Source organism: Streptomyces sp. NPDC055400 (genome assembly GCF_053644375.1).
Map to the genome: position 1 here is coordinate 182,496 of NZ_JBSHLM010000020.1, position 13,207 is coordinate 195,702.

Annotated in this window: 13 protein-coding genes; 5 read left to right on the forward strand and 8 right to left on the reverse strand. The window is 71.6% G+C overall.

What is annotated here, in order from left to right; translation table 11 throughout:
• Positions 1-120 precede the first annotated feature (120 nt).
• The 3 genes from ACWIGU_RS40000 to ACWIGU_RS40010 are packed head-to-tail and all read right to left on the reverse strand — an operon-like array spanning position 121 to position 2,964.
• The gene (locus tag ACWIGU_RS40000; protein ID WP_454406738.1) at positions 121-1,167 is read right to left on the reverse strand and encodes an N-acetylglucosamine kinase; all 1,047 of its coding nucleotides are present in this window, start codon (positions 1,165-1,167) and stop codon (positions 121-123) included.
• Positions 1,164-1,841, reverse strand: coding sequence for a uracil-DNA glycosylase (locus ACWIGU_RS40005; protein ID WP_454406739.1), 678 nt, complete (start codon positions 1,839-1,841; stop codon positions 1,164-1,166). The genes ACWIGU_RS40000 and ACWIGU_RS40005 overlap by 4 nt, the downstream gene beginning before the upstream one ends.
• A 34-nt stretch (positions 1,842-1,875) precedes the next feature.
• Positions 1,876-2,964 (reverse strand): WD40/YVTN/BNR-like repeat-containing protein, encoded by a 1,089-nt coding sequence (locus tag ACWIGU_RS40010; protein ID WP_454406741.1) that lies wholly within the window; start codon positions 2,962-2,964, stop codon positions 1,876-1,878.
• 512 nt (positions 2,965-3,476) lie between these two features.
• Between ACWIGU_RS40010 and ACWIGU_RS40015 the strand changes: the two genes are divergently transcribed.
• The 3 genes from ACWIGU_RS40015 to ACWIGU_RS40025 all read left to right on the forward strand — a co-directional run bounded on the left by ACWIGU_RS40015 (position 3,477) and on the right by ACWIGU_RS40025 (position 5,641).
• Complete coding sequence (locus ACWIGU_RS40015; protein WP_454406742.1) at positions 3,477-3,638, forward strand: hypothetical protein; 162 nt, start codon at positions 3,477-3,479, stop codon at positions 3,636-3,638.
• A gap of 73 nt (positions 3,639-3,711) precedes the next feature.
• Positions 3,712-5,259 (forward strand): M81 family metallopeptidase, encoded by a 1,548-nt coding sequence (locus tag ACWIGU_RS40020; RefSeq protein WP_454406743.1) that lies wholly within the window; start codon positions 3,712-3,714, stop codon positions 5,257-5,259.
• 127 nt (positions 5,260-5,386) lie between these two features.
• The gene (locus ACWIGU_RS40025; RefSeq protein ID WP_454406745.1) at positions 5,387-5,641 is read left to right on the forward strand and encodes a type B 50S ribosomal protein L31; all 255 of its coding nucleotides are present in this window, start codon (positions 5,387-5,389) and stop codon (positions 5,639-5,641) included.
• Positions 5,642-5,684: 43 nt separating this feature from the next.
• Here ACWIGU_RS40025 and ACWIGU_RS40030 read toward each other — a convergent pair whose 3' ends face one another.
• Positions 5,685-6,764, reverse strand: a complete 1,080-nt coding sequence (locus ACWIGU_RS40030) for an NADH:flavin oxidoreductase/NADH oxidase (protein ID WP_454406746.1) — start codon at positions 6,762-6,764, stop codon at positions 5,685-5,687.
• 165 nt (positions 6,765-6,929) lie between these two features.
• On the opposite strand from ACWIGU_RS40030, the gene ACWIGU_RS40035 reads away from it, so the two are divergent.
• Positions 6,930-7,289 (forward strand): ArsR/SmtB family transcription factor, encoded by a 360-nt coding sequence (locus ACWIGU_RS40035; RefSeq protein ID WP_356288905.1) that lies wholly within the window; start codon positions 6,930-6,932, stop codon positions 7,287-7,289.
• Here ACWIGU_RS40035 and ACWIGU_RS40040 read toward each other — a convergent pair.
• The 3 genes from ACWIGU_RS40040 to ACWIGU_RS40050 all read right to left on the reverse strand — a co-directional run bounded on the left by ACWIGU_RS40040 (position 7,212) and on the right by ACWIGU_RS40050 (position 10,869).
• A complete protein-coding gene (locus ACWIGU_RS40040; RefSeq protein WP_454406747.1) occupies positions 7,212-8,606 on the reverse strand; it encodes a nucleobase:cation symporter-2 family protein in 1,395 nt (464 codons plus the stop codon). The genes ACWIGU_RS40035 and ACWIGU_RS40040 overlap by 78 nt on opposite strands.
• A 167-nt stretch (positions 8,607-8,773) precedes the next feature.
• Positions 8,774-10,129, reverse strand: coding sequence for an FAD-dependent oxidoreductase (locus ACWIGU_RS40045; RefSeq protein ID WP_454406748.1), 1,356 nt, complete (start codon positions 10,127-10,129; stop codon positions 8,774-8,776).
• Between the two features lie 95 nt (positions 10,130-10,224).
• Positions 10,225-10,869, reverse strand: a complete 645-nt coding sequence (locus ACWIGU_RS40050) for a DUF305 domain-containing protein (RefSeq protein ID WP_454406749.1) — start codon at positions 10,867-10,869, stop codon at positions 10,225-10,227.
• 116 nt (positions 10,870-10,985) lie between these two features.
• On the opposite strand from ACWIGU_RS40050, the gene ACWIGU_RS40055 reads away from it, so the two are divergent.
• Positions 10,986-12,488, forward strand: a complete 1,503-nt coding sequence (locus tag ACWIGU_RS40055; RefSeq protein ID WP_454406750.1) for an LVIVD repeat-containing protein — start codon at positions 10,986-10,988, stop codon at positions 12,486-12,488.
• Here the strand turns inward: ACWIGU_RS40055 and ACWIGU_RS40060 are convergent.
• Positions 12,476-13,156 carry a TetR/AcrR family transcriptional regulator gene (locus ACWIGU_RS40060; protein WP_454406751.1) on the reverse strand — a complete coding sequence of 227 codons (681 nt, stop codon included), beginning with the start codon at positions 13,154-13,156 and terminating at the stop codon, positions 12,476-12,478. The genes ACWIGU_RS40055 and ACWIGU_RS40060 overlap by 13 nt on opposite strands.
• Positions 13,157-13,207: the final 51 nt, after the last annotated feature.

The following is a 13,207-nucleotide window of genomic DNA, read 5'->3' on the forward strand; positions in this document are numbered from 1 at the left end:
TACTGGCTCGCGGGTCTCCCTTGTTCGGGGAGGGGGCAGCTGAGCGGTATCCGTCCGGATTTATCCTTTCAGTGACGAATGGCTCAACTGTCCAGGTCAGAGGGGGTGCAAGGGCCGCCCTCAGTGGCCGGCATCCTTCCGGGGGACGTGGAGGAGGCGGCCGTCGCACGGCAGGAGCAGGCCGTCGAGCGCGAGCGCGGCGGCGATCACCAACGCACCGTGCAGGGGGTCGCCGGTCGCCGACACGGCTTCGGCGTACGGGAGTTGGTCCGCGAGCTCGGCACGGAGCGGGGCGAGCAGCGGCTCGCCCATCTTGAACAGGCCGCCCGTGAGCGCCACTTCACTGCCGTCGCCCGCAGGGCACACCGCGGCCGCCCCCTCGGCGATATGGGCTGCCGCCTCACGCAGGATTCCGGCGGCGACGGAGTCGTCGAGTGCGGCGCGGGCCACGTCCGGCGCGAAGGAGGCAAGGACGGCGGGACGGTCCGTACGCGGATAGATCCGTGCGGGCAGCCCGGCCGCCGGGCCGAACCGCTCCTCCGCCAGGGCGAGCAGCGCGGCGGAGCCCCCGCGCCGTCCGTCGTACGCCCGCATCGCCGCGTCCAGGCCCGCACGGCCGATCCACGCGCCGCCCCCGCAGTCGCCGAGGAGATGCCCCCAGCCGTCGGCCCTGCGCCAGGTGCCGAGGTCCGTGCCGAGCGCGATCATGCCGGTGCCCGCGGCGACGACCGCGCCGGGCCGCTGGCCGAGCGCGCCCGCGTACGCGGTGACACCGTCCGCTGCCAACGCGAGCCGCCGTACGCCCAGTTCGGACGCGAGCGCGTCCGGGAGCGCGGCCCGCAGTCCGTCGCCGAGCGTGGCCATGCCGGCCGCGCCGACGGCGACCGCGCTCACCCGCGGGACGCCCGGGCCGCGGTCGCCGACGCGGGCGAGCAGTTCCCGGGCCATCGGAACCATCTGTGCGAGCAGATGCCCGGCGTCGATACCCGCCGCGCCGGTCCGCACGGGCTCGCGGGACACCGTCGTCTCGGGACGTGTGAGGTCCCCGGCGGCGGCGAGCGCCACGCGCAGACCGGAGCCACCGGAGTCGACGCCGAGGACCCACTCGGGGCCCGCGGGGCAGTTCCCTCCGTCGCCCGGCCCGGCAGCGGCGGACCCGCGGGTCACGGCAGCCGCCAGTCCACCGGCTGTCCGCCCTGCCGCGCCAGCAGGTCGTTGGCCCGGCTGAACGGGCGCGAGCCGAAGAAACCGCGGTCCGCCGACATGGGGGACGGATGCGCGGACTCCACGGACGGCAGGTCGCCGAGGAGCGGGCGCAGATTGCGGGCGTCGCGGCCCCACAGGACGGACACGAGCGGGCGGCCGCGCGCGGCCAGCGCCGTGATCGCCTGCTCCGTCACCTCTTCCCAGCCCTTGCCGCGGTGTGCGGCGGGGCGGCGCGGGGCCGTGGTGAGCGCCCTGTTCAACAGGAGCACGCCCTGCCGCGTCCAGGGCGTCAGGTCGCCGTTCGACGGCTGGGGCAGGCCCAGGTCCGTGTTCAGCTCGCGATAGATGTTGATGAGGCTGCCGGGCAGCGGCCGCACCTCGGGCGCGACCGAGAACGAGAGCCCGACGGCATGTCCCGGCGTCGGATAGGGGTCCTGGCCGACGATCAGGACCCGCACCTCGTCGAACGGCTGCTGGAACGCGCGCAGCACGTTCGCCCCGGCCGGGAGGTACGTGCGTCCCGCCGCGATCTCCGCGCGCAGGAACTCGCCCATCGCGGTGATCTGATCCGCGACGGGTTCAAGGGCCTTCGCCCAGCCGGCTTCTACGATTTCGTGCAAGGGTCGTGGTGCCACGGGCGTCACCCTACTGCCGTGAGGGACGGGCCGATCAACCGACCACGGCCGCCCGCACGCACAGCACGTCCGGCAGATGGGAGGCCAACTGCCGCCAGCTGTCACCGTCGTCGGCCGACGCGTACACCTCGCCGTTGCGATTGCCGAAGTACACGCCCGCCGGGTCGGAGTCGTCCGTGCACATCGCGTCGCGCAGCACCGTCCCGTAGTGATCGCCCTGCGGGAGCCCCGCCGTCAGTGGCTCCCAGGACCGGCCCGCGTCCTCGGTACGGAAGACGCGGCAGTGCCTCTCGGCGGGCACCCGGTCCGAGTCGGCGTTGATCGGGAACACGTACGCCGTGTCCCCGCGGTGCGGATGCGCGGCGGCGGCGAAGCCGAACGTCGAGGGGAGGCCCGCCCCGATGTCGTGCCACCGGGAGCCGCCGTCGTCGCTGCGGTAGACCCCCCAGTGGTTCTGGAGGTAGAGGCGGTCCGGGTCGGCCGCGTCCTGTGTGACCTTGTGGACGCACTGGCCGAACTCGGGGTTCGGATCCGGCAGGAAGACCGCGGAGACCCCGGAGTTGGCGGGCTCCCAGTTCTGTCCGCCGTCCCGCGTGCGGAACACCCCGGCCGTGGACACCGCGACCGTCACCGCGTTCGCGTCACGCGGATCGGTGACCACCGTGTGCAGGCCCTCACCGCCGCCGCCGGGCACCCACTTCGACCGCGTCGGGTGCTCCCACAGCGGACGCACGAGATCGAACGTCTCGCCCCGGTCCTCCGAGCGGTAGAGCGCCGCCGGCTCCGTGCCCGCGTACACCACGTCCCGCTCGGCGGCGGCCGGATGCAGTTGCCACACGCGCTCCAGCGAGGCCCCCGTGTCCTTCGGGAACTTGACCGCGGGGTGCGACGGCTCGGTCCACGTACGGCCCAGGTCGTCGGAGTGGAAGACCGACGGGCCGAAGTGCGCACTGTCCCCGCCCGCGAGCAGCCGTGGGACATCGCCCCGCGTGTCGATCGCCACCGAGTACACGGCCTGCGAATTGAAGTACGGGCCTTCGTCGAACTCCCACGCGCCGCCGCCCCGCTTGCGGCCGATGAAAAGCCCCTTGCGCGTGCCAACCGTCAGCAGCACTTCAGTCATGCCGGACACCTCCGAGGACGCCTTTGTCTCAAGTACGGATCAGTCTGCACCCGACCACTGACAGTCACCCTCAGAGCTTGCATAGTCGCAGGTCACACCGGCTGGGCGGCCTCTCCCTCCGGCACCTGCAGGGACAGTGACACGCCACCTGGTGGCCGGCTCCGCGCGGCGCCGCGACCGGCGGCTCGACCTCGGCGCAGACGTCCTGCGCGAGAGGGCAGCGAGTGCGGAACCGGCCCCGACGGCGGCTTCGCGGCGGACGGTGACTCACCTGGTGTCGCCAACAAGCGTGCCGCCAGGGCGGGGACGTGCCCGGCGGTGCCGGGGGAGAGGTTCGCCTGCGCGAGTACTTCGTCCCGGAGGTATGGCGAACTTGGTTCGGTTCTCCCTAGGGTTCGAGTGGAAATCGAAGACCCGTCGAACGAACCAGTCGAACGAACCCGCCGAACGAACCAGCGCGCTGAGGCAAGCAACCGAGCGACGAAGAGGGCGTGTGTCCGACACAGCGCAGGGTGAACCGGGTCAACCCGCAGGCCGTGGCTCTCGGCGGCGCGCTCGCCGCCGCCGAGCCTCTGGTCGTCGCCGTGCGCGGAGTCCTGTACGAGCGCTGCCTGCCGCTCGCGACGTCGGACCTGGAGACACCACGACGGTCGCGGGCCGCGACGCAGGACTGATCGGCGCGGGCCTCACCGCCCTGCGCCACAACCTCCCCACCGCACCCGTCCCCCAGGAAGAGAGCGCCTCGGCATGACCAGCACGGCCCCCGCACGCCGCCTGCGCATCGGCATCGGCGGCATCGGCATCGAGTCCTCCACGTTCTGCCCGCACCGCTCCACCACGGACGACTTCCGGCAGACGCGCGGCCGGGAACTCCTCGACCGCTACACGTGGACCAGGCCCGACTCCGAACTCGCCGACGTGGTCGAGTGGGTGCCGCTGCTGCACGCGACCTCGCTGCCCGGCGGCCCGGTCGAGGCGGAGTCGTACCTGGTCCTCAAGGACGAACTCGTCACCCGCATACGCGAGGCGGGCCCCCTCGACGGCATGGTCTACGACATCCACGGCGCCATGAGCGTCATCGGCCTCACCGACGCCGAGGGCGACCTGACGGACGCGGTCCGCGCCGCGCTCGACGCGCACGGCACCCGCCCCCTGCTGTCCGCCGCGATGGACCTGCACGGCAACGTCTCGCGCCGCTTCGCCGACCCCTGCGACCTGCTCACGGCCCACCGCCTCGCCCCGCACGAGGACGCGTGGGACACCCGCGAGCGCGCCGCCCGCAATCTCGTACGCTGCCTGCGCGACGGCACGCGCCCGCACCGCGCCTGGGTCCAGGTGCCCGTCCTGCTGCCCGGCGAGAAGACCAGCACCCGCCTCGAACCCGCCAAGTCCCTGTACGCCTCGCTCGCCGAGACGGAGAAGCTTCCGGGCATCCTCGACGCGGCGATGTGGGTCGGCTACGCCTGGGCGGACGAGCCGCGCTGCAAGGCCGCCATCGTCGTCACCGGCGACGACGGCGAACTCGCCGCCGCGGAGGCGGAGAAGCTCGCCCGGCGCTACTGGGACGCCCGCAGGGACTTCGTCTTCGCCGGCCCGACCGGCAGCGCCGAGGAGTGCGTCGAGAAGGCGGTGGCCTCCGACAAGCGCCCCTTCCTCATCAGCGACTCCGGCGACAACCCGACCGCGGGCGGCGCCGGCGACCTCGCGTACATGCTGGGCAAGCTCCTCGCGAACGACGCCATCCGCACGGGCGAGGTCACGGCCGTGCACCCGGGCATCACCGACCCGGTCGCCGTGGCCCGCTGCTTCGAGGCGGGAGTGGGCTCCGAGGTGACGCTGAGCGTCGGTGGCAAGGTCGACGCCGGTCACGGCGGACCGTACGAACTCACCGGTACTGTCACGGCGCTGCAGCGCGCCACCGGGCAGAAGGACCGGGCCGAGGGCGGCGCCTGCGACCGCGGCGTCGACATGGCGGCCGTGCGCGTCGGCGGACTCACCGTCGTCCTCGTGGAGCGCCGCAAGCCGTTCCACACGCTCGCGGACTTCATGGGGCCGGCCGAGGGCGGCCTCGGTGTCGACCCGCGCACGTACGACCTGGTCGTCGTGAAGATCGGCTACCTGGAGCCCGAACTCCACGACATGGCCGCCGACTGGCTGCTCGCCCTCACCCCGGGCGGCGTCGACCAGGACCTCCTGCGTCTGGGGCACCACCGGGTCGAGCGGCCGCTGTACCCGTTCGACGACGACGCGTACGCGGACGGGCCGGGCCCCGACCTCACGGCCGTGCTCCTGTAGGCGGGCGTGCCCTTGCGGACGGGCGCGGACCGGAGTCGCGGAGCGGCCGCTTCCGGGTGAGGCTGGAGAGGCCCGTACCGGCTGTCGACGAGCCGGTGCGCCGAAACCGCGCGCTGAAGGAGACACGATGCGGCAGGACAAACAGCCCGGCTACGGCCCCGTGGTGTTCCGCGACCGGTCGGCGGGCTATGCCTTTCTGACCCGCTCGACGGCCTCCAGCGAAGAGACGATCGAGTGGGACGACGGCGAGACCTACCCCGTCGTCGACGTGGAGATCTCCTCCGAGTCGCACCCCTTCTACACGGGCAAGGCGCGAGTGGTCGACGCCGAGGGGCAGGTCGCCAAGTTCGAGAAGCGGTACGGCGAACAGGACAAGGGCTGACCGACCGCCGTACCGCTGGGGGACCGGACCGTACCGCTGGGGCTCAGACCGAGCGGTGGTACTGGTCCGGCACGTGCACGTCCCCGCCGAGCTCGCGCGCCGCCGAGCGCGCCCACGACGGGCTGCGCAGCAGTTCACGGCCGAGCAGGACGGCGTCGGCCTCGCCGTTGGCGAGGATCTTCTCGGCCTGCTCCACGTCGGTGATGAGGCCGACGGCGGCCACGGCCAGCTCCGTCTCGGCCTTCACGCGCGCGGCGAAGGGGACCTGGTAACCGGGTCCGACCGGGATGCGGACGCCGGACGCGTTGCCGCCGGTCGAGACGTCGAGCAGATCGACGCCGTGCTCCTTGAGGAGGGTGGCGAGGCGCACGGTCTCGTCGGGCGTCCAGCCGTTCTCCTCCAGCCAGTCGGTGGCGGAGACACGGAAGAAGAGCGGCTTGTCCTGCGGCCACACCTCGCGGACCGCGTCGACGACCTCGAGGGCGAAACGCACCCGGTTGTCGAAGGAGCCGCCGTACTCGTCCGTGCGGACGTTGGAGTGCGGCGAGAGGAACTGGCCGATCAGATAGCCGTGCGCGCCGTGGATCTCGGCGACGTCGAAGCCCGCGTCCAGGGCCCGGCGGGCGCCGTCGGCGAACTGGCCGACGATCTCGCGGATCCGCTCCACGGTGAGCTCGGCCGGGACGGGGTGCTTGTCGTCGAAGGCGAGGGGGCTCGGCGCGACCGAGTCCCAGCCGTGCGCGTCGGCGCCGACCGGGGCGCCGCCCTTCCAGGGCCGGTCGGTCGACGCCTTGCGCCCGGCGTGCCCGAGCTGGATGCCCGGGACGGTGCCGTGCGCCTTGAGGAAGGCGGTGATCCGGCGGAGCGCCTCGACCTGCGTGTCGTTCCAGATACCGAGGTCGTACGGGCTGATGCGGCCCTCGGGGCTGACAGCGGTGGCCTCGACGATGATGAGCCCGGTGCCGCCGGCGGCGCGGGCCGCGTAGTGCGCGAAGTGCCAGTCGTTCGGGGCGCCGGTCAGCGGGCCCTCGGGAGCGGCGCTGTACTGGCACATCGGCGGCATCCAGACCCGGTTGGGGATGGTCAGCGACCGAAGGGTGTAGGGCTCGAACAGCGCGCTCACGGCAGACTCCTATACGTTCACGACGGGCGTGGCGGGTCCTCGTACGATAGGCATCGTAGTACGGCACCTGTCAAACTACGACGGGTCTCGTACAATGGGCCTGACGCAACCGGAACGCACCCGCCGCCCCCGTCCGCAGACCGGGCCGAACGAAGTGGAGCCGCCGTGACGACCGCCGCACCGAGCAGCAGGGCGCTTGCTCACCCCACGCGTGACGAGATCCGCCTGGAGTCGGTGCTGCACGCGCTCGCCGACCCGATGCGCCTGCGGGTGGTGCGGGAGCTGGCGGCCGAGGAGGGCGAGGACGCGGAGCTCTCCTGTTCGCACTTCGTCCTGCCGGTCACGAAGTCGACCACCACGCACCACTTCCGCGTCCTGCGCGAGAGCGGCGTGATCCGGCAGATGTACCGGGGCACCGCCAAGATGAGCGTGCTGCGCCGCGCCGATCTAGAGGTGCTCTTCCCTGGGCTGCTCGACAGCGTTCTCGCGGCCGCCGCCCTTCAGGACGGCCGGCTCGGGGGCTGAACTCCCGCTTCCCGGAAGGTGGTTGAACAGCAGGTTGAGCGCGATCGCCGTGAGGCAGCCCGCGCTGATCCCGCTGGTCATGACCGTCTGGAACCAGTCGGGGAACTTCGCGTAGATCCCGGGCACACCCACCGGAAGCACGCCCACCGCGACCGACACGGCGACGACCGTCAGGTTGTGGTTGCCCGCGAAGTCGACCCGGGCCAGCGTTCGCACGCCGCTCGCCGCGACCGTGCCGAACATGACCAGGCCCGCGCCGCCGAGCACCGGCGCCGGGATGGCGGCGACGACCGCGCCCAGCTTGGGCAGCAGGCCGAGCAGCACCAGAATCCCGCCGGCCGTGGCGACGACCCAGCGGCTGCGCACCCGCGTCATGCCCACAAGGCCGACGTTCTGCGCGAACGCGGTGTACGGGAACGTGTTGAACACGCCGCCGAGGACCGTGGAGAAGCCGTCCGCGCGCAGACCGTCCGCCAGCGAACGCGGCTGGACGGGCCGCCCCGTCATCTCTCCCACCGCGATGAAGTCGCCCGTCGTCTCGGTCATCGTCACCAGCGCCACGATCAGCATCGACACGATCGCCGCGCCGTGGAACGTCGGCGTGCCGAAGTGGAACGGCGTGCTGATGCCCACCCAGTGCGCGTCACCGACACCGCCGAAGTCCGTGAAACCGGTAGGCACCGCGACGGCCGTCCCGACGACCATGCCGACAAGCACCGCGACGCGGCTCAGGAACGGAGGCGCGAACCGCTGCACGGCGAGGACCAGCACGAGGACGAACGCGGCCAGCGCGATGTTCCTCGGGGCGCCGAAGTCCTTCGAACCCGCGCCGCCCGCGACCCAGTTGCCCGCCACCGGCAGCAGCGAGACACCGATGATCAGGATGACCGTGCCGGTGACCAGCGGCGGGAAGAAGCGCAGCAGCCTGCCGAAGACCGGAGCGAGCAGCATCATCGCGAGCCCGGCGACGATCACCGCCCCGTAGATCGCGGGAAGCCCGCCGCCCGTCGTGCCGATGAGCACCATGGGCGAGACCGCGGCGAACGTACAGCCCTGGACGATCGGCAGCCGTACGCCGAACCGCCACACACCGACGCACTGGATCAGCGTCGCGATACCGCACACCAGCAGATCCGCGGTGATGAGATACGCGAGGTCGGCGGGCGACAGCTTCATCGCGCCGCCCACGATCAGCGGCACGGCGACCGCACCCGCGTACATGGCGAGTACATGCTGCACACCGAACACGGCCAGCTGCCGCACGGGCGGCACCTCGTCGACGGGGTGTACGGACGGTGGGGCGGCCGGGGCTGCCATGGGCACTCCAAGGGGCTGTCGGAACGCGGACACGCAGGCGAATGCGGGTGCGGGGGAAGAGGTGGACAGCACGAGACCGTATGAGGCTTAAACGTTTTGTTGATTTCACGACTGTTGCCGGGATGTGTCGCCCTTCCCGGGCGCCACACGACAGTGCGTATCGCTGCTCAGACGCTACGTGTCCCGTCGCGGGCAGCCGCCAGCAGGCCCGCCCAGTCCGGGATCTTCACCGGGCCGCGCCCCAGGGACCGGCCCAGCTCCGCCTCCGCGCGCTCGATCGCGAGCCACCCGGGCCACTCGACGGCCGCACAGCCCGCCGCGCGAAGGCCGGGGAGCGCGTCATCCGGAACGTCCCGGGCCGCAAGCGCCGCGGCGTCGTCGAGCAGTGACTGCGCGGTCTCCTTGGCGCACGGGCGGTTGGTGCCGATCACGCCCGTCGGGCCGCGCTTGATCCAGCCCGCGACGTACTCGCCGGGCGAGACCTCGCCGGCCCGCAGGACACGCCCCTCGCGATGCGGCACGGTCCCGGTGGCCGCGTCGAACGGCAGCCCGTCCAAGGGCACTCCGCGGTATCCGACCGAGCGCAGGACGAGTTGCGCGTCGATGTCGTCGAACCGGCCGGTGCCGCTCACGCCGCCCGAGCCGTCCGGCGCGGTGTGCTCGAACCGCACGCCCGCCACCCGGCCCGCGGCCCCCTCCAGGAGTGCCACCGGCCGCTGGAAGAAGCGCAGATGGATGCGGCGGGGCAGACCCGGCGACGTGCGCTCGGCCCAGCCGCGCAGCACCTCGACGTTCCGCCGGTTCGCCGCCGGGAGCCCCGACGGGTCGAGGTAGGCGGGATCGAGCGCCAACTCGGCCGGATCCACGACCACTTCGACCCCGGGCAGCGTGCCGAGCTCACGCAGCTCCTTGGTGGTGAACCGGGCCTGCGAAGGGCCGCGCCGCCCCACCATGTATACGTCCCGCACCCGGCTGTCGGCCAGTGCGCCGAGCGCCGCCTGCGGCATGTCGGTGGGCGCCAGCTCGGCCGCGCCGCGGGCCAGGATCCGCGTGACGTCCACGGCGACGTTGCCCACACCGATGACGACGGCCGACTCCACGCCCCGCACGAACCCCTCGGCCACCGCGTCCGGATGCGCGCTGTACCAGGAGACGAAGTCGGTCGCCGACCAGCTGCCCGGCAGATCCTCGCCCGGTACGCCCAGATGGCGGTCGGTGGCGGCGCCCACGCAGTACACGACCGCGTGGTACATCTCCAGGAGCCGGTCGGGCGGCAGGCCGGGGCCGATCTCGACGCCGCCGACGAAGCGGACGCGCTCGTGCTCCAGGACCGTGCGCAGATTGTTCTGCAGCGACTTGATCTTCTCGTGGTCCGGTGCCACGCCGTAGCGCACCAGGCCGTACGGGCAGGGGAGCCGGTCGAGGACGTCCACGTGGACGTCCGGCACCCGCTCCTGCTGGACCAGGCTCTGCGCGGTGTAGACCCCGCTCGGCCCCGATCCCACAACGGCGACGCGCAGCACGGCGGACTCCTTCCGCAGGCCGACGGACTTCCAGCATGACACCGAGGGGGCCGGGCCGGGAGGGTGCGACGCGCGCGGAGCTCACCCGCCGGGCGTCACGACATCTTCCGCATGCGCCCGATCTCGGCCGTCTGCTGCGCGATCACGTCGTTCGCCATCTCCTCGACCTGCACGTTGTTCCCCTCGGACAGCACGTCCGTCGCCATGGTGACCGCCCCGGTGTGGTGCGTGATCATCAGCTTCAGGAAGAGTTCGTCGAACGCCGCGCCGTGCGCCGCGCGCAAGGTCTTCAGCTGTGCCTCGGTCGCCATCCCCGGCATCGCGCCGTGCTCGTGGTGCCCGCCGCTCTCGCGCTTTCTGCCGTGGGAGTCGAGCCAGCCCTCCATGGCCCCGATCTCCGGGCCCTGCGCCGCGGCGATGCGCTCCGCGAGGCGCTTGACCTGGCCCGACTCGGCTCGCTTCGGGGCGAGTTCGGTCATCTGCAGGGCCTGTGTGTGATGCGCGATCATCATCTGCGCGTAACTGAAGTCGGCCGAGTTGGGGCTGTCGTCCGGCTTGCGCTTCTGTGCGTCCTGGGCCGACAACGTCTCGGCGCCCTCGCCCGGCTTGCCCGGCGCGATCACCGAAGGCCCGGGCCGTGCACGGGAGTTGGTGTCAGCGCCCCCGCCGTCCGGCGCCGCGTCACAGCCGCCGAGTACGAGTGCGGCCACCGCGACCGTCAACGGCAGAACAACTTTCATGACGAGTACGTTGCCATCTGTTGATCTGTGCATGATGAAGACGATACTCGTGGGGTTCGTGCTCCGCTCCCGCGTGAACGGGGGATGCGGGGAAATTCTCGACGAGGGAGACAGCAGTGACCCTGTTGGACACGTCCCGAACGCGACGCAGACGCCTGGGAGTCGCCGCGACCGCGGCCGGGCTGCTGGCCGCCCTGCTCATGGGGAGCCCGGCGGCGGCGACCCCGGACCCGGGCGACGCCCCGGCCAAGTCCGAACGGCTTTCGAAGAGCGCGGCGGCCGACACCCGGGCGGCGATCGCGAACGGCGACATACCCGCCCAGGACGAGGTCGTCCACTCCGACAACATCGAACATCTCACCAACATCCCCAAGGACGTGCTGCCCGGCACCAATTCGGACCTCGCGTTCCAGGGCAAGTACGCCTTCGCGGGCAACTACGACGGCTTCCGCATCTTCGACATCAGCGACCCGAAGGCCCCGCAGACCGTCGCGCAGGTTCTGTGCCCCGGATCGCAGAACGACATCTCCGTCGCCGGCGACCTGCTCTTCCTGTCGACGGACTCCTCGCGCAGCGACAACTCCTGTGCCAGCACCACCCAGCCCGCCACGGAGAAGTCCTCCTGGGAGGGCATGAAGGTCTTCGACATCAGCGACAAGACGAACCCGAAGTACGTCGCCGCCGTCGAGACCGCCTGCGGCTCGCACACGCACACGCTGGTCCCGGAGAAGAAGGACGTCTACGTGTACGTCTCGTCGTACTCGCCGAGCGCGACGTTCCCGGACTGCCAGCCGCCGCACGACGGGATCTCCGTCATCAAGGTGCCGCGCAAGGCACCCGAGAAGGCGGCGGTGGTCAACTTCCCCGTCCTGTTCCCCGGTGAGGGGCCGGACGGCGGCGGCAACCCGGGCGGACCCACCAACCCGGGCGTCTCCAAGACCACCGGCTGCCACGACATCACGGTCCTGCCCTCGAAGGACCTGGCCGCCGGCGCCTGCATGGGTGACGGCATCCTGTTCTCCATCAAGGACCCCGAGAACCCCAAGGTCATCGACCAGGTCGAGGACAACACCAACTTCGCGTTCTGGCACTCGGCGACGTTCAGCCAGAAGGCCGACAAGGTCGTCTTCACGGACGAGCTCGGCGGCGGTGGGGCGGCCACCTGCAACGAGGCCGTCGGGCCGGACCGCGGCGCCGACGGCATCTACGCCGTCGTCGGCAAGGGCGACCAGCGCAAGCTGGTCTTCAAGAGCTACTTCAAGATCCCCCGCCACCAGGCGGACACCGAGAACTGCGTGGCCCACAACGGCTCGCTGATCCCCGTCAAGGGCAAGGACATCATGGTCCAGGCCTGGTACCAGGGCGGCGTCTCGGTCTGGGACTTCACCGACTCCTCGAAGCCGAAGGAGATCGGCTACTTCGAGCGCGGTCCGCTCACCACGGACACCCTCAAGGTGGGCGGTGCGTGGTCCGCGTACTACTACAACGGCTACATCTACTCGAACGACATCGCCAAGGGCTTCGACGTCCTGAAGCTCAGTGACCGGCGCACGGATCCGGCCAAGGGGGTCCGCATGGGCGAGCTGAACGTCCAGACGCAGCCGGACTACTTCGACTGAGACCCGGAACGTCCCGGCTCGAAGTACTGGGAGAAGTCCGGAGCGCTCTCCGGGCTTCTCCCGCCGGGCGCCGCGTCGTCCGGCGGGGTTCCGAGCTCCCACGCGAGGCCATACCGGGCGAACAGCTCCGCCCGCAGGGTCGGCAGCGGCATCGGCGCCCCCGGGACCAGCGCCGCGAACACGGCACCCATCAGCTGGGAGCGCAGCAGCGGATAGTCGCGGTCGACACTGAGCGAGCCGTTCCGCCGGACCGTGTCGCGCAGCAGCTCGGCGAGCCGCTGCTGCTCGGGGCACTGCACGAAGCCTTCGGCCTGGAGGATCCCCGCCATGTGCGTCCGCATCAGGACGGGGTGGTCGACGGCCAGGCCGAGGATCGCGTCGACGGCCCGCGCGAGGCGCTCCGGCCCGTCCTCGGTGTGCGGCTCGCGCTCCAGGGCCGCCTCCAGCGTCCGGTGCATGAGGCGGTGCACCGCGGACTGGAGCAGCTGCCGCTTGCCGGGGAAGTAGTACGACACCAGGCCTCGCGCCGAACCGGCGCGGTCCGCGATGTCACCGAGGGTCGCCGCTTCGTATCCGCGCTCCCCGACGAGCTCGATCGTCGCCTGCAGAAGCCGCTCGCGGGATCGCCGTCGCAATTCCTCATTGACCGATGCGCTGCGCGGGGACATCCTGTAACTCCTGCGTTGACTGGCTCGCAGCCAGTATACTCGTAGCGTCCC

Bases quoted from the DNA above. Each gene is read 5' to 3' on its own strand.
- ACWIGU_RS40040 (WP_454406747.1), bottom strand. From the start codon at position 8,606: ATGGCAGCCCCGGCCGCCCCACCGTCCGTACACCCCGTCGACGAGGTG.
- ACWIGU_RS40020 (WP_454406743.1), top strand. From the start codon at position 3,712: ATGACCAGCACGGCCCCCGCACGCCGCCTGCGCATCGGCATCGGCGGC.
- ACWIGU_RS40025 (WP_454406745.1), top strand. From the start codon at position 5,387: ATGCGGCAGGACAAACAGCCCGGCTACGGCCCCGTGGTGTTCCGCGAC.
- ACWIGU_RS40060 (WP_454406751.1), bottom strand. From the start codon at position 13,156: ATGTCCCCGCGCAGCGCATCGGTCAATGAGGAATTGCGACGGCGATCC.
- ACWIGU_RS40050 (WP_454406749.1), bottom strand. From the start codon at position 10,869: ATGAAAGTTGTTCTGCCGTTGACGGTCGCGGTGGCCGCACTCGTACTC.
- ACWIGU_RS40010 (WP_454406741.1), bottom strand. From the start codon at position 2,964: ATGACTGAAGTGCTGCTGACGGTTGGCACGCGCAAGGGGCTTTTCATC.